This is a genomic window from Longimicrobiaceae bacterium (genome assembly GCA_036375715.1).
In the GTDB taxonomy this organism is placed as follows: Bacteria; Gemmatimonadota; Gemmatimonadetes; order Longimicrobiales; family Longimicrobiaceae; genus DASVBS01.
This window is the reverse complement of record DASVBS010000047.1, coordinates 80,511-96,873: the sequence shown is the minus strand read 5'-3', so window position 1 is coordinate 96,873 and position 16,363 is coordinate 80,511. Positions and strand designations below refer to the sequence as shown.

At 68.1% G+C, this 16,363-nt stretch carries 11 protein-coding genes; 1 reads left to right on the top strand and 10 read right to left on the bottom strand.

From position 1 onward, the window contains the following. From VF167_09475 to murQ, 10 genes are all read right to left on the bottom strand, one after another. Positions 1 to 2,050 (bottom strand): vitamin B12-dependent ribonucleotide reductase (locus tag VF167_09475; protein ID HEX6925651.1); only part of this gene is annotated, 2,050 nt, incomplete at its 3' end. Positions 2,051 to 2,463: 413 nt separating this feature from the next. After that, positions 2,464 to 2,766 (bottom strand): hypothetical protein, encoded by a 303-nt coding sequence (locus VF167_09470; GenBank protein ID HEX6925650.1) that lies wholly within the window; start codon positions 2,764 to 2,766, stop codon positions 2,464 to 2,466. 282 nt (positions 2,767 to 3,048) lie between these two features. Continuing rightward, positions 3,049 to 6,036, bottom strand: coding sequence for a hypothetical protein (locus VF167_09465; protein HEX6925649.1), 2,988 nt, complete (start codon positions 6,034 to 6,036; stop codon positions 3,049 to 3,051). Further along, positions 6,020 to 7,663, bottom strand: a complete 1,644-nt coding sequence (locus tag VF167_09460; protein HEX6925648.1) for an N-acetylmuramoyl-L-alanine amidase — start codon at positions 7,661 to 7,663, stop codon at positions 6,020 to 6,022. The genes VF167_09465 and VF167_09460 overlap by 17 nt, the downstream gene beginning before the upstream one ends. After that, positions 7,660 to 8,985 carry an AmpG family muropeptide MFS transporter gene (locus tag VF167_09455; GenBank protein ID HEX6925647.1) on the bottom strand — a complete coding sequence of 442 codons (1,326 nt, stop codon included), beginning with the start codon at positions 8,983 to 8,985 and terminating at the stop codon, positions 7,660 to 7,662. The genes VF167_09460 and VF167_09455 overlap by 4 nt, the downstream gene beginning before the upstream one ends. Positions 8,986 to 9,102: 117 nt before the next feature. Continuing rightward, positions 9,103 to 10,548: a glycoside hydrolase family 3 N-terminal domain-containing protein gene (locus VF167_09450; protein ID HEX6925646.1), complete on the bottom strand. Its 1,446-nt coding sequence runs from the start codon at positions 10,546 to 10,548 to the stop codon at positions 9,103 to 9,105. After that, positions 10,545 to 11,759: a HEAT repeat domain-containing protein gene (locus tag VF167_09445; protein ID HEX6925645.1), complete on the bottom strand. Its 1,215-nt coding sequence runs from the start codon at positions 11,757 to 11,759 to the stop codon at positions 10,545 to 10,547. Before VF167_09445 ends, VF167_09450 begins: the two co-directional genes overlap by 4 nt. Then, the gene (locus VF167_09440) at positions 11,760 to 12,923 is read right to left on the bottom strand and encodes an anhydro-N-acetylmuramic acid kinase (GenBank protein ID HEX6925644.1); all 1,164 of its coding nucleotides are present in this window, start codon (positions 12,921 to 12,923) and stop codon (positions 11,760 to 11,762) included. Beyond that, on the bottom strand, positions 12,917 to 13,390 hold the full coding sequence (locus VF167_09435; protein ID HEX6925643.1) for a hypothetical protein: 474 nt from the start codon (positions 13,388 to 13,390) through the stop codon (positions 12,917 to 12,919). Before VF167_09435 ends, VF167_09440 begins: the two co-directional genes overlap by 7 nt. Further along, positions 13,374 to 14,300 (bottom strand): N-acetylmuramic acid 6-phosphate etherase, encoded by a 927-nt coding sequence (gene murQ, locus VF167_09430; GenBank protein HEX6925642.1) that lies wholly within the window; start codon positions 14,298 to 14,300, stop codon positions 13,374 to 13,376. Before murQ ends, VF167_09435 begins: the two co-directional genes overlap by 17 nt. 86 nt (positions 14,301 to 14,386) lie before the next feature. On the opposite strand from murQ, the gene ggt reads away from it, so the two are divergent. Beyond that, on the top strand, positions 14,387 to 16,138 hold the full coding sequence (gene ggt / locus VF167_09425; GenBank protein ID HEX6925641.1) for a gamma-glutamyltransferase: 1,752 nt from the start codon (positions 14,387 to 14,389) through the stop codon (positions 16,136 to 16,138). The last annotated feature ends 225 nt before the right edge of the window (positions 16,139 to 16,363 follow it).

The following is a 16,363-nucleotide window of genomic DNA, read 5'->3' as shown; positions in this document are numbered from 1 at the left end:
CGTACACGTCGCCGATCGGCGAGGCCATCTTTCGCGTCGTCCCGCGCAGCACCGCCGGACGACGGCGCTTCTGCCGGCGCACGGACTGCGGAGTGGACTCCGCGGGGGTACCCTTCTCCTGCGCTTTCCTCAGCTCGGCTTCGAGGGCGGCGATTCTTTTCTCCTGCTCGGCCACCTTCTCGTTCTGCGCTGCCGCCTGCGCGGGAGTCTTCGTCGCGCCGGTGGAGAGCACCTGGTTGTCACGGCTCCCGTCGCGGTAGACCGTCACGCCCTTGGCGCCCAGCTTGAACGCCAGCTCGTAGATCTCGCGCACATCCTCCTCGGTGGCGCTGTGCGGGAAGTTCGTCGTCTTGGAGATAGCCGAGTCGACGAACTCCTGGAAGGCGGACTGCATCCGCACGTGCCACTCGGGGGAGATGTCGTGCGCGGTCACGAAGGTGCGCTGCACTTCTTCCGGCACCTCCGGGAAGTGGATGTGCCCCTCCTCCGCGATCCGCTTCATCAGCTCCTCGGAGTAGAAGCCGCGCTCCCGCGCCACTCGCACGAAATCCTCGTTGACGTCCGGCATGAGGACGCCCGCCTGGTTGCGCATGAAAGCCACCGCGAAGAGAGGCTCGATGCCCGAGCTGCACCCGGCGATGATGGAGATGGTCCCGGTAGGCGCCACCGTGTCGACGTTGCAGTTGCGCAGCCGCCGCATGGGGCGGATCCGCTCGCCATTCGGAGCCCGCGCACAGGTCTCGTCAGGGCCCCAGATGGAGCGCTGCCACTCCGGGAAGGGACCCCGCTCGTCGGCGAGACGCTCGCTCTCCTTCTTGGCTTCCTCGTCGAGGAACTCCATGATGCGCCGCCCCACTTCGACCCCCTCCTCGGAGTTGTACTGCACCCCGAGGCGCACCAGTAGATCGGCAAAGCCCATCACGCCCAGGCCGATCCGGCGGATCCGCTGCGCCAGATCGGTAATCTCCGGCAGGGGGAACTGGTTGGCGTCGATGACGTTGTCGAGGAAGTGCGTGGCCAGCCGGACCACCCGGCGATATTCCTTCCAGTCGATCTTCTCGTACCAGGGCGCGTCCGCGGGGATGTCCCGGCGAACGAATGCCCCCACGTTCACCGATCCGAGGTTGCAGACGTCGTACGGCAGCAGCGGCTGCTCGCCGCAGGGGTTGGTCGCCTCGTAGCTGCCGAGGTGCGGGACCGGGTTGTAATAGTTCGCGCGATCGATGAAGAAGACCCCCGGCTCGCCCGTCGCCCAGGCGTTGTGCACGATGCGGTCGAACACCATGCGTGCGTCCAGCCGACCCACCGGCTCCCCGCTGCGCGGGCTGTACAGGTCGTACTCCGTACCCTTCTCCACCGCGTCCATGAAGGCGTCGGTGATGGCAACGGAGATGTTGAAGTTCGTGACCTGGGTGAGGTCCTGCTTGCAATCGATGAAGTCCAGGATGTCCGGATGATCGACGCGCAGGATGCCCATGTTGGCGCCGCGGCGGGTGCCGCCCTGCTTCACCACCTCGGTGGAGGCGTCATAGAGCTTCATGAAGCTCACCGGCCCTGAGGCCACGCCGGTGGTGCTCTTCACAATGTCGCCCTTGGGGCGCAAGCGGCTGAACGAGAAGCCGGTCCCGCCCCCTGACTGGTGCACCAGCGCCATCGAGCGCAGGGTGTCGTAGATCCCCGACTTTCCGTTGGAAAGGGCATCCTCCACCGGGAGCACGAAGCAGGCGGAGAGCTGGCCCAGCGGCCGCCCGGCGTTCATCAGGGTGGGGGAATTCGGCTCGAACAGCCGATGCGTCATCAGCGCGTAGAACTCCCGGGCCAGCGCCTCCACCTCTTCCGGGCTCGCACCATAGCGCGCGTCCTGTTGCGCGATCACCGAGGCGACCCGCCAGAACATCTCCTCGGGCTCCTCGATCGGCGTCCCCGTTTCGTCCTTACGGAGATACCGCTTCGCGAGCACCGTCCGTGCGTTCTGCGACAGCTCGACCGGGGGGAGATCGGTCGGCATCGCGAGTTCGACCGTCACGGGGGCGGAGGGGGCGGGGTTCATGCGCGCTCCTGGTTCAAGTGTGGAGGGCGGACCGGCCGCGAAATTCGCGTATCCTCAGTCACCGGCGCCAGTTGGAGGATGCCACAACATATTGTGGGCCTCCAAGCTAATCACACTAGATTTAGCGGTCAAGCGGCCCGTGCGCGGGTGCAAAGACCGTACCGACCTTGCTCCTTTTTGGAGTTTTTTCTGATCTTTCCGTACACCCTTGCGAGCGGGATGCTTCGCCATCCCGCGCGGGCAGTTGAGGGAGCGGAGACGGGGCCGAAAGAAGATTCGCGAAATTGGGCGTGTGTGCGGGCCTGACGGGGGGAGAAGTCGGAAAAGTTTGCGCGGCGGGGTCTACCGCAGAGGACCGCGGAGGATCACACCGAGGGCGCAGAGCTGCGCCCTACGGCTCTGCGGCCTGGTCGTCAGCGCTCGCTGGGCGGGCGATCCTTGTCCTGGGTCGGGCGGCGGTCGTAGGCGCTCTCCTCTTCGATCTCCAGATCGTGCTCCTCGGAGGAGATGTTGTCGCTCCCGCCGGCGTTTGCGGGCAGGACCGGCGCGGCATCCGCCTGCCCGTCCTGCCGCACGGGCGATGACTCGTCGCTCTCGGTCACGTGCGGCGGGTCGCGGCGGGAGGTGGCGGCATCGCCCACCTCGTGACGCTGCCCGGGCCCGCCGGCGCCCGGGTTCTCAGTGGCGACCGTACCGGCGTGCTGGTTCCCTGCCATAATGTCCTCCCGCATAAAAGGTCAGGCAGGAAGACTCAGGAATTGTGCCGGCGGCGAAGAATTACGAATTACGAATTAAGAATTAAGAATTACAACCAACTGCAGAGGTCACGGAGGATTGCGCAGAGGTCGCGGGGGAAATCATTTCCCCTCATCAGCTCTTATGGAAAGGGTTTCAGAACATTCGAGAATCCCCTGGGTCCTCCGTGGGACCCTCTGCGCCCTTGACGGACCGCCTCAGATCGCTCTGTGGTTTTGTCGTAATTCGTAATTCGTAATTCGCTAGAACGCCCTCCCCACCCGCAAGTACACCTCCGGCGCGAGATCCTCCCGCAGAGGCACGGCCAGGCCCAGCCGCAGGGGCACCGGGGTGTGGAAGCCGAAGCGGAGCTCGGTGACCACCTCGCCGCCCACCGAGGCGAGCACTCGCGGCTCGTCGGGGGCGGCGGCAAGGCGGGTGGGGCAGCTGGCGGAGCACCAGGCCGTTCCCGCGTCGACGAAAACGTCGCCGGTGAAGCGGTCGAGATAGACCGGCAGCAGCCCGATTCCGCGCTCCACCCTCAGGAGCGGAAACCGGTACTCGGCCGAGGTGGTCACCGCCCGGTTGCCGAACTGGACGCCTTCCTGGTAGCCGCGCACCGGAAAGCTGGCGCCGTCGCCGAAGATCTCCAGGTCGATGGCCCCTGGCAGGCTTCCGCCGCTCGCTCCGCCGACATCGAAACCGGGGCTGCGTGAGCCAACCTCGAAACCCAGGTCGGCCCGCAAAGCCAGCACGTGCGTGGATGCTCCCATCCGCACTGCCCGGTAGCCACGGCTTCGACCGACCAGGCGCAGATAGCCCGCGGGCTCATACTCAGGCTGCAGGGGGCGGGTGTAACGGTGCCCCTCCACGGCGGCCGCGACCGAGTAACCCTCCTGGGGTCCCACGGAGAGAGCGAAGCTCCGCACGGAGCTCCTTCCCGCCTCGAGCACCGCTGCAAGGTCGGTCGGCGTCTGTCGTAGCACGACCTCCGGCGCAGAGCTGGGATCCTTCCACAACAGCGCCCGCCGCTCGATCTCCAGTGCCGGACGAAGCCAGGCCGTCGAGCGCACCCTCTGCCGGACCCATAGTAGAGACAGACGGGCCTCCCGTTCACGCCGGAGGAGCGCCGATTCGAGTGGCTCCTCTCCGCCGCACGTCAGGCTACCGCTGGCGCAGACGACGCTCCACTCCTGGCTCGCTGCGAGCTCGATGGCTGGGTTTCCCCATCCCTGATAGCGGTAGGCTCCCGCCGCGTCCATGCGGGCACCCTCGTACAGGAGGGCGGCGGCCGCCCAACTGTGACGCTCGATCACGTCCACCCCGGAGACCGCGGCGCCAATCCCTCCGCCCAGGTCGGTTCCACCGGCCAGCGCCAGGTTCCAGGCAGCGGGAGCAACCGTGGGCCAGGGGGAGTACGGCCGCGTCTCGCCGGACACGGGCGGATGCGATCGAGGCTCTTCGAGCGGAAGCGCCGCCCCTCGCGGCGGAGGTGCCGGCCGCCAGCGGTCCGGCTCGAAGGGGATACGCGCGATGTGGTATCCGTCGGCGCGGTAATAGGAGAAGGCGATCCAGCGGCCGTCTGCGGATGCGTCCGGATCGAACGCCCCGCTGAGCACATTGGTCACCTGGAACAGCCGATCCGCTTGCAGCTCATACGCGTACAAGTTCGGAATGCCCGACCGGTCGGACCAGAAGAGCAGATAGCGCCCATCCGGTGACCAGGCCGGCGAGGCGTCCACCGCCTGGTCCCGGGTCACCTCGCGCACGACAGTCCCGGATCGGTCCAGCAGCACGATGTCGTGCAGGCCGCCACGTTTCCAGCGAACCGCGGCGATCCACTCGCCATCCGGCGACCAGCGCGGCTGTCCCCACTGCACGTCCAGAGAAGGTGCGTTCAGCGGATGAAAAGCCCCTCCCACCGTATCCGCCACGACCAGCGATGTGGTCCCCCCTCCGCTGCGCACGGCGATGACGGTTCGGCCATCGGGATGCAAGTCGGGCGAGGCGAGGCGCTGCCCGCGCGTGACCCGACGTCGCCCGAACTCGGCGGGGCTTACAGTCCATAGGTCGGAATAGAGCCGGTAGGGATCGCGGAACTCCACGTCCCCGTAGAGTAGGTCTCCGTCCGACGCCCACGACGCGGGCCCGAGCGTCGCGAGGGGTGCCACGTCCCGCTCGGTGCCATCGGAAAGGATCAGCCGAAGCGCCGGACGATCGTTCCCCGGCGCGGCGGAGTAGGCGATGCGACTTCCGTCCGGGGAGAAGCGGGGGAAGTAGGCGTCACGCCCGGCGGGGGTCAGGATCTCTGGCTCGGTCAGCCCTTCGGCGGCCACCGAATCGGCCTGGGCGCGGAACCGCTTTCGCAGCGAATCCTGCCACGCGCGCCAGGCGGCCCGGAAATTCCCGCCAAACGCGCCGTCCGCTGCCCGATCGAGCAGATATGGAACCGGCTGCCCGCCGTACCGGTCGATGAAATCTCTCATCGCCGTGGAGCCGCCGGCCATGCGCGCGAGGTGGTCGAGGAAGTGGGCCCCGTAGATGTAGCGCGTGCTCCCGGCAGGCCAGGTGCGCGGCTGCCCGGATACTCGGTCGATGGAGAAGAGCTCGTCCTCCACCGCGGCGGTGCGGAGCGCCATCTCGAAGAGGGTGCCGCGCACTCGCCCGGCGGGGGTAAGGGCGGATTCGTAGTAGGTCGCCAGTCCCTCGATGAGCCACGATGGGGTGAAAGCGTGCGGGAAGAGGAGCGCGTTCCTCCCCAGTGCGGAGCGAAGACCCTCCCACAAACCCTCCGCCTGGTCGAGATGGAAGATGTGCACCAGCTCGTGCAGGACCAGCAGCTCCAGCCAGTCGGTCGTGAACGCGAGCTCCGTCACGTCGACGGGTGGGTGCGCGTAGAGGACGATGCGGTTGGTGGGGAACGGAGTGGCCGATCCGTTGGCCAGGTCCACCGCGTCGGTGAGAACGATGTCGATGCGTCCGTCCGGCGGATCGGTGAGATCGCGGGAGAGGACGTCGTACGCCCACTCGGCACGCGCGGCGGTGCGGTGCGCCAGCGAGTCGAGCCCGGCCACGAAGTTGACGCGGAAATGCGGGGTTTCGAGCGTCCGCCAACGCGCGTCCGGCGGGACCTGCGCAGCCAGGCGGACCGTCGCCGCCAATAAAAGCCCCAGCGCGAGCACGCAGCGAGGCAGTCGACCCAGTCCTCGCCGTCCTCGCCGCGTGGGAGAGGTCTCAGTCCGAGGCTGCACGGGCGCGCAGGAACGCCTCGATGCCGCGGAGATGCGCGTCCGCGATGCGCTCCAGAACCGCGGGATCACGCAAGGCCGCCTCGTTCTGAGGGATCATCATGAACGCGCTCTCGCTCAGGATCGACGGCATCCACGTGGGGCGAACGAGGGCCAGATCGCGGCGCGACACCCCCAGGTCCCGCAGGCCCAGCTCCGCCAGCAGCTCTCGCTGCACCGCCCGCGCGAGATCCAGGGACTGGGCCTGATTGTAGAAGACGTGGGTCCCGTGGTTCTCGAAGGGGTTCACCCCGTCGCCGAAGGCGTCCATGTGAATCGAAACGAGCAGGTGGACGCCTTCGCGCGTGGCGCGAAGCGGCCGATCCCCCAGGGGAACCGCCGAGCTGTCGACCCGCGTCAGCAGCACGCGCGCTCCCCGCTCTTGCAGCTTGGCGGCCAACCGTCGAGCCACTTCGAGCGTGACCTCGGCCTCGGTGAGCCGGGTCGGACCGATCGCACCGCCTGGGGGGTGCCCCGGGTCGACGCCAATGTAGAGGCCGCGCAGGGGATTCGCGGGATCGATCACGGGGGGGCGGCGAACGCGAACGATCAGCGCACCGGCATCGTCGTAGAAGGCCTGAAAGCCCCACAACGGGTCGTTCAGCTCGATGTGGAGGCGATATAGATCGTCCGTGACCTGCTCCCATTCCATGCGGTGGATGAGGGGATCCGTCGCGCCGTAGAGCAGGTTGTTCGTCCGCGTTTCCGCACCGTATACGTCCACGGTCAGGCCGCGTTCGCGACTCGCAACGCGGAAGGGGAGCCGGGCGCTGGTGGCGAGTCTCACGTCGACGTAATCGCGATATGGCGTAGCCACAACGTTGCCGACCGTGCCGCCCGTGAAGGTGTGGAGGGGCCGCAGCCGATTCTCGGACGGTCGTACGAGGCCCGTCCCGTAAGCGACCGGACTCACGTCGGCGCTGTCGACCCAGACGGAGAGGTCGTCGGTCAGGCGAACCCGCAACTGCCCGGCACGGGATCCCGTGATCACAAGCTGCGTTCCCTGCGGGAAGAACCAGTTGTAGGGCGTCCCGGATCCGGGAACCGCAGTCCCGACGGCCGTGCCGTCAGAACGGGCAGTGTGCACCTCGCCCAACCATCCGGCCGGAACCGCGGTGCTATCAGGACCGAGGATCTCGTAGCCGGTCGGCGATCCCGCTCCGGGTGCGGGAGCCGAAAGGGATGCCGTCTGGACTCGCCTCTCCAGTGTGACGGTCTGCCCGCCGGCCGCGGTTGCCGCGACCCGATAGACGCCGTCGGGCGGAACGGGCAGGTAGGCAAGGAAGGCCCCATTGGGCGCAACCTCCACCGGCACGCCGTTGATGCTCAGGGAGGCCTGTCCCGTTCCCAGGTTGCCGAAAACGAAGGTGCTGTCGACGGGCCCGATCGCCTGCCCTTCGGCGGGATAGACGACGTCGATCGCCAGCGCACCCGTGCGGGGCGGGATCGGCGGGAGGCGCACGCCGGTCGGAGCAGCGCCTCCCGGACGCGGGGCTGGAGCCGTTCGAGGTGCCGCGCAGGCGGCCAGCGCGATGGTCGCCGCGAGGGCGAACGCCCTCGTCCACCCGCCGCCGCCGGAGCGGTTCCTCATGCCCCCTCCTCCACCGCGGGCGCGCGGATCCGACCCTGCTCGAGCACCCGCCCCGTGTGCTCCGCGGCCCCTCGCGGATTCTCCTGCGCCCAGGGGGCAACGAACGGCAGCAGCACCAGGGCGGGGATTCCCGCCGCCAGCGTGAACAGGAAGAAACCCGGCCAGCCCAGCGCCTCCGCGATTCCGCCTGCCGGGGCGACCAGGACGTCGCGCGCCGCCGACATCAGGCTGGAGAGAAGCGCGAACTGCGTCGCTGAATAGCGCCTGCTCGACAGGCTCATCAGCAGCGCCACGAATACCGCGGTGACCAGGCCGCCACTGAAGTACTCGATCACGATGGCGACGAAGAGCGCGCCGCCGTTGGGGCCGATCTGTGAGAGCCAGTAGTAGGCGAGATTGCTGAGAATCTGCAGGAAGAAGAAGATCCATACCGAACGATTAATGCCCACCGAAGCAATGACCGCACCGCCGGCGAGAACGCCCAGGATGGTGCAGAACAGACCGATGCCGCCCTGGATCGTCCCGATCTCCGTCTGCGAGAAGCCGATCTGCAGCAGGAAGGGGGTGACCATGTTCTGCCCGAGCCGGTCGGGCAGCTGGTAGAGGATGATGAAGAGCAGAATGACGAGCCCCCACCAGAAGGTCGTCCGCCGAAAGAACTCGATGAACGGCTCCACCACCGCCTCCCGCAACGACTGCGGAGGTGCTTCTTCCAGCACCGGCTCGGGCGCCCAGATGGCGGCGAAGATGCCGACGCACATCAGGACCGCCATCAACAGGTAGACGACAGGCCAGGGCATTCGATCGGCGAGCACGAAGGCAACCGAGCCGGTGATGATCATCGCTATGCGATAACCGAGCACCTGCGTCGCCGCCCCCGCCCCCATCTCGCGCTCCTCCAGCACGTCCACCTGGTAGGCGTTGACCACGATGTCCTGACTCGCGCTGAAGAAGGCGATGAGCAGCGCGTTGAAAGCGAGGAGCTGCAGCCCACGCGAAGGGTCGTGCAGCGACATCGCCGCGATGGAAACCAGCAGGGCAATCTGGGTGATCACCAGCCAGCCACGGCGACGCCCCAGCAGCGGCGGGATGTACCTGTCCATGACCGGAGCCCAGAGGAACTTCAGCGAGTAGGGGAGCGCCACCAGACTGAAGAGGCCGATTGTGGTCAGATCGACCTCTTCCAGGGTCATCCACGCCTGCAGAGTGCGGCTGGAGAGATAGAGCGGAAGTCCGGAGGAGAAGCCGAGCAGCAGGATCGCGGCCATCTTCCGCTGCGTGAACACACGAAAGAGGGCAGGCTGTCGGCGTTCGGAATTCATCTGCGAGATCGGCTGGAGGTGGGTACGAAGGATCCCCACGCCAGGCAGAACTCCGCTCCAGGGCGGCGTTTTCCGGCCGGGCGGGAACGCAAGTTCAGAACCAGGGGCAGGCCCTGCTCAGCCGGCGGCCCGCCCCGCGAGGAGCCACGCCGCGGCGGCACGCTGCATCAGCGGCTCGCCTCCCCAAGCGACCACTACGTTGCGCGCCGCGGGAAGCTCCTCCGCCTGCCGCGGATGGCCGAAAAGCACCACCACGGCCTCCGGGGAGGTAGCCAGAAGCTCGCTCGCTCGGGCGATGGCGGCAGCGGAGAGGCCTGCCCTCCCTTTCCAGGCTCGCACGTCCGCGTAGAGTGCAAGCAGCATCGGCGCGCCCTCGGCCAGCTCCACGCCGCCGTCGTGCAGCGCCTGCTTCAGCGCGGTGCGGGGAGGAGCGGGGTGCGGTCCGCCCTGGTCGTCGTCGAGCTCCACCAGGTGCACGCGCGCCTCACCCAGGCGTGCCTCACCCCGGAGCACATGGATCGTTCGAACCGCAACCTCGAAGGCCCACCGCAAGTCTTCCGGCCGGCCCGGTGCGGCCCCGAGGGGCGCTCCCACGCGGGCCGCCGCACGCCCCAGCCGCCGCACCGCCTCGCGCACCCGCTCGCGATTCAGCGCCCCTTGGCGAACTGCCTCCGCGAGCGTCGCAATCGTGCTCTCGGTGTCTTCCGGGTATAGCAGTGCGTCGCACCCCGCCAGCACCGCCTCCACCACCGCCGACTGCCCGCCCCCCGTCTTCGCGAAGCCCGCCATGTTTATGGCATCGGTTGCCACGATGCCGTCGAAGTGCAGCGTCCGGCGCAGCAGGCGGTCGACGATAGTAGCGGAGCGTGATGCAGGTATGCCGGATGGATCGATGGTCGGGTAGGCGAGATGGCCCACCATCACGGTGTCCGCACCCGCGGCGATGCCGGCGCGAAACGGCAGGAGACCCCGCTCGAGCTCTTCCCGATTGGCCGTGACCACCGGAAGCTCGGTATGCGAATCCGTGGTCGCCCGTCCAGCACCGGGGAAATGTTTCAGGCAGGACAGCGCACCACCCTCGGCGCAGCCTCGTACCCACGACTCCACCTGCCTCGCCGCCGGCACCGGCTCCCGATGCCACGCCCTGGTCGCCACGATCGGGTTCCGCGGCTCCAGGTCGAGGTCGGCCACCGGTGCCAGCACCCACCCGGTTCCCAGCGCGCGGGCTTCCCGGGCTGTAATCTCCGCCGCGCGGCGGGTCACCTCGAGATCGTTCAACCATCCGATTGCGGCAGACGGCGGCAGTGGGGTGGCGCCCCTGAACTGCTGCCCTGCCCCTCTCTCGAGATCGCTGGCGAAAAGAAGAGGCCCGTTCGCACGGCGCCGCATCTCGTCGGTAAGGTCACGGACCGAACCGGCCTCGCCGCCGAAGAGGATGAATCCCCGCACCCCCGCCGCCAGCGCGCGCTCTATCGCCGGCCAGGTGTCGTGGAAGCCGCGGTCGGGGTGCCAGCGGACGGCCGGAAGGACGAGTTGGGCGACCTCCCGCTCCGATTCGTTCACCTCCGGTCGCGGCTGGCGCGGTCCGCGGGGTTGAGGACGGTGGTGGGGAGCTTGAAGGTGGATACCCCGTCGCCGCGCAGGACGAATCCCTCGGGAGTTTCGCTGACGACCATCCAGCGTACGGGCGAGTAGTTGGCGTGCTGGTCGGGGCGAGCAAGTGCCTGTAGCTCGCCGATCGACTCCGTCGGGCCGCCTTCGAACGAGGCGCGCACCACCTCGTAGGTCAGCTCCGTAGAGCCGTCTTCACGTTGCTCGTGGCGGAGCTGGCGCAGGTAGACGAAGTCGGGGGAGAACGGTACCGGTCGCGGCGCGATGCCGTCACCGAAATCGATGTGGTCGCGGGTACGGAGGTCCACGACCCGGATCGCGCGCTCGATCTCATAGACCACCCGCGCGCGATCCGCCGAGAAGAAGGCGGGGACCACCCCGGCGACCACCTCGGCCAGGGGCGCGAGGGGAATGTCGGGCCCGTTGGGAAGCTCGATGCGAAGATCTCCCACCGAGACGTCCGCGATCGAGTCGGTCCGAACCGGCCGGTAGACGATCTGCGGATCCCCCTCGGCGGCCGCAGTTCTCAGCGCCCCGCGCCGGTCGCGTGCGAGCGGAGCACCCCGGGCCTCCGCCAGTGTGACCAGTTGCAGCGCAACCCGCCGCACGTCCAGATCGCGCTCCCGCTCGAGTACCGCGCGAATCAGCTGCACGTCCCCAACGTCGAGCGCCTGCAGTGCGTTCAGGCGCACGGTCCGCGAGCGATCTCCCACGGCCGTACGGATGAGGTTGACGGCCTCGGGCGTATCCGGTGCCATACGCTGCAGCGCCAGCACGGCTGCCGCACGCTGGGCGGGGGACTCGTCGCCGAGCAGCGTCTCTCGCAGCACCGGAATGGCGGCCGGGGAACGACGCTCGGCCAGCATCATGAGGGCGTTGGAGCGCGCCACCGGTCGATTCTCCGTGTCCCGGGCGATCGCCACCAGCACCGCGTCCACCTCGGGACCCATCTCGTCGAGCCGGGCTCGGGCTCGATAGTACTCCGGCGAGGGCTCCCCGATCGCCAGCATGTCCCGCACTTCGCTGAAGAACTGTACCGGCGCGGGCTGCTGTGGAGGTCGGTGGCCGCCGGCGCACGCCGGCAGCGTCGCGACGGCCGCGGCGACGAGCCACCACCGCCGAAGGAGCACGGCGCGAGCCCCGGAATTCGCTGTGGCCAACATTCACCTCCTGGGTCGGTCGGCTGCCCCGGGCGTGAAGCTCCCGAGGACACGCGGTCCCTCAGCTCCCGTCGCGGCAGGCGCATTTGCCGGCACGCCATGCACGTGTGCCCAGGCGAGCACCGCGAACGCCAGCGCCTCCTTGGCTTCGGGATCCACTCCCAGCGCCTCTCCACCGAGCACCGGCACAGGAGCGAGCAGCTCCCGCAAGCGTCCCATCAAAGTCCGGTTGTGGGCTCCTCCCCCCGTCACCACCACCTCTCGAATGCCCCGGGGCAGCACCCACCGCCGGTAAGCGTCGGCGATGGAGCGAGCCGTAAGCTCCGTCAGGGTGGCAAGGAGATCCAGCCAGTCCTGGTCACCTTCGGGAGCCGTCGCCTCCACGAGCCGTTGCACGAAGGGCAGACCGAAGGTCTCTCGACCGGTGGAGCGCGGCGGCTCGAGCGCGAAGAAGGGGTGCCGCAGGAGCTCGCCGAGCAACCTCTCGTCCACCACGCCCTTCGCCGCAAGCTGACCATCCTGATCGTAGGCCAATCGCCCGTCCGTGGCCAGGTGTACGGCGGCATCGATGAGGGCGTTGGCGGGGCCCGTGTCGAAGGCGAAGACCGGCTCCGAAGAACCTCGAGGAGGGACCCAGCTCACATTGCCGATCCCTCCTAGATTCTGCAGTGCGCGAGCGGCATCGGGAAGGGCGAAGAGCACCTGGTCCACCCAGGGGACCAGCGGGGCCCCGTGTCCGCCGGCGGCCATGTCACGTGAGCGGAAGTCGGCGACCACCGGACACCCTGTCCGCTCGGCGATGGTGGCCGGATCCCCGAGCTGCAGCGTCGAGCCGCGCCGGCCCTCCCGCGGGGGGTCGTGCCAGATGGTCTGCCCGTGCGAGCCGATCAGGTCCACCTGCGATAGCGCAACCCCCGTTTCCTCACAGACCCGTATCGCCGCCTCGGCCAGCCACTCCCCCAATAACGTATGAAGGCCGCAGAGAGTGGCGGCGCTTCCCGCGACGATCGCGTCGTGGATCATCTTCCGCCGTTCGTCGCTGTAGGGTACCGTGCACCACCCCATCATCCGCCACTCCAGCGCCACCACCTCCTCTCCCTGGAGCTGCACCAGCGCGGCGGTCACTCCATCGAGAGAGGTTCCCGACATCAGGCCGATAATCAGCATCCGCCCCACCCGCTCCGCCGCACCCTGCGCAGCTCCGCCAACAGCGCCGCGTCCTGTTTTGCCAGCCAGAGCAGCAGCTGATGGACCGTGACCGGGAAGCCGCTCGGCAGCGGCGCCCGCCACTCCCAGACCTCCAGCCCCCGCCGCTGCACCATCGCGAAGGTCCGCGCTCGCAGGGAGGCAAAGCGGATGGACAGATCGGAGAGGCCATCCTCCGCAAGCACCCCTGCCTCCCTCCCGACCGACCGCGGTAGATCGGCCGCAACCTCGAGAAGTCGTCCCACCTCGGCTTCACGGTAGGTCGCACTCCGCAGTGCTCGGGCCGCCGAGGTCCTATCCTCTACCTCCTCCAGCGTGACCCGGACCGCGCGCGGGGCGATCTCGAGTCGCACGAGAAGGTCTTCCCACTCCGCCACGGAATCCGGCCGCGTGGGAAGCTCGCGGGCCTCCTCAATCTCCGTTGGCACGGGCCTCCTCGACAATGCGGGCGAGACGGCCATCGGCCTGTCGAAGCCTCTCCCGCGCCTCCTCCGCAGACGAATCGGTCCAGTACATGGCGATCGCCGTCTTCACGCTGCCACCTGCGCAGGCCAGCAGCTCTGCCGCTTCGGCGCGTGAGAGGTCGAGCACCTCCATCAGGATCCTCTCGCTCCGGTCCTGCAGCTTCATGTTGGTGGCGCGCAGATCGACCATCAGGTTGCCCCAGGTCTTGCCGAGCCGGATCATCGCGCCGGTGCTGATCGTGTTGAGGACCAGCTTGGTCGCGGTACCCGCCTTCATGCGGGTGGAGCCGGTGACGACCTCCGGCCCTACTAGCGGAGCGATGACCACGTCATAGCGGTCGAGAATCTCCTGCGAGGGAGGGGTGCAGAGGATGAAGCCGGTTCGCGCGCCGCGCTCCTTCGCCCGTTGCAGGGCGCCATGGACAAAGGGGGTGGTGCCCGAGGTGGCGATGCCGATCACCATGTCGTTCGGCCCGACCTGCCGTTCGTCCATCTCCCGCACCCCGTCCTCCGGATGATCTTCAGCCCCTTCGATGGCGCGAGTGAGCGCCTCGGCTCCGCCAGCGATCACCCCCTGCACCATATCGGGGGGAGTACCGAAGGTCGGCGGCATCTCGGATGCATCGAGCACCCCCAAGCGTCCGGACGTCCCCGCCCCGACGTAGATGAGTCGGCCGCCGGCCCGGAAGCATTCCTCGACCATCTCGATGGCTTGCGCGAGCTTGTGTCGCTCGGCATACACCGCCGGAGCGACCCGGCGGTCTTCCGCGTTGATGACGTCGACGATCTCGAGGCAGGAGAGGCGGTCGATCTCGGCCGTGCGGGGATTACGCTGCTCGGTGAGCCGCGGATCGAGCGGCTTCTTGCTGGCCATCCGGTGGTTTGCCGTGTCCGTAGCGTCGCGGCTAGCTTCAGATCCACTCAAGGTATCGTACCTATCAACCGGCGAAAAGGTGCCCGATGCTTGACTTTCCGCTGCTCGGCGAACGCGGGGGTTGCGCGCTTCTCCTGCTCGTCGCCACGGCCTGCGGAGCGCCGGCGGGACAGGTGCCGGCCGGGGCGACTGCGCCTGAGGCCGGACTCGGCCCGGAATGGACGCTCCCGCTGCCCCGCGTGCAAACCGCAGCGGGTAGCGAGGGCATGGTCGCCACCACCGACTCCGTCGCGACCGAGGTGGGCCTTGCCATTCTCCGCCGCGGCGGCAACGCGATCGACGCCGCGGTGGCAACGCACTTTGCGCTGGCGGTGGTGAACCCCGAAGCCGGCAACATCGGGGGCGGCGGCTTCCTGGTCGCGCGCCTGGCGAATGGGGAGACGCTGGCGCTCGATTTCCGTGAGACGGCGCCGGGGGCGGCCACGCGCGACATGTTCCTGGACGAGAACGGCAACCTGACAGATGCCTCGGTGGTCGGGCACCTGGCGGCGGGTGTGCCGGGCTCGGTAGCAGGCATGTGGGCGGCACACCAGCGGCTTGGTTCCCTGCCTTGGGCCGAGCTGCTTCAGCCCGCCATCCAGCTGGCGGAGGGGCTCACCGTGCACGAGCGCTTGGCCGAGTCGCTCAACGCCTACGCCGACCGCCTCGCGCGCTATCCCGCCACCGCCGAGATCTTCCTGCCGGGCGGCCAGCCGCCGCAGGTCGGGGATCACTTTGTCCAGCGCGACCTGGCGGAGACGCTGCGGCGCATCGCCGCCGAAGGGAGGGACGGCTTCTACGCCGGAACCACGGCGCGCTTGATCGAAGAGGAGATGCGCAGAGGGGGAGGGCTCATCACGCGCGAGGACCTGGCTTCATACCAGGCCCGCTGGCGCTCGCCTCTCATCTTCGATTATCGCGGCTACACCGTCATCTCCATGCCGCCCCCCTCCTCGGGCGGAGCGACGATGGCGGAAATCCTGAATATCCTGGAGGGATACGACCTGCAATCCCTCGGCTATCTCTCCGCCGATCACCTGCACCTGTACGCCGAAGCCTCAAAGCGGGCGTTTGCCGACCGGAACACCTATCTGGCCGATCCCGACTTCGTGGCGCAGCCGGTCGAGCGGATGATCTCCGACGAATACGCGGCGGAACGCCGCGCCACCATCGACAGCCTGCGCGCGACGCCCGCGGCAGCAGTTGCACCCGGGCTGGGACCCGCTCCCAGGGAGGGGGAGCATACTACCCACTACTCCGTCGTCGATGGCCAAGGGAACGCGGTCGCCGTCACCACAACGATCAACTCCCTCTACGGTAACCTGGTGACCGTAGAAGGCGCGGGGTTCCTGCTGAACAACGAGATGGACGATTTCGCGGCGAGCCCGGGCAAGCCCAACCAGTTCGGATTGGTACAGGGAGAGGCGAACGCCGTGGCACCCGGGAAACGGATGCTCTCCGCCATGACCCCCACCATCGTGCTCGACCCGTCGGGGGCCCTGCGGCTGGTGACCGGTTCGCCGGGCGGCCCGACGATCATCTCGACCGTCACGCTGATGGTGTCGAACATCGTGGACTGGGGAATGGATTTGATCGAGGCGAGCTCCGCCCCCCGGTTCCATCATCAGCATCTCCCCGATGTCCTCAGCATCGAGCGCAACGGAGTCGACGAATCCGTCATCGCCGACCTCCGCGCCCGCGGCCACAGCGTCGAGTCCCGCGGCTACCAGGGCGATACACAGTCGATTCTGGTACTTCCGGATGGGAGGTTGATGGGAGTGGGGGACGGGAGGCGCTAATCGGGCATTTTTAATTTTGGATTTCGAATCGGCAGGAGGCGGCGCCCGCCCGGACTCTAATTACGAATTACGAATTACGAATTACTTGCGACGCCCCGCCACCTTGCCTCGCCACGTCACCCTGAGCGAAGTCCGCCATACGACTCATCCGGTTAACCTGAGCGAAGCCCCGCAGGGGCGAGCGAAGGATCGCGGGCCGCACCTTCGCGGCTTGTGCTCCTTTGC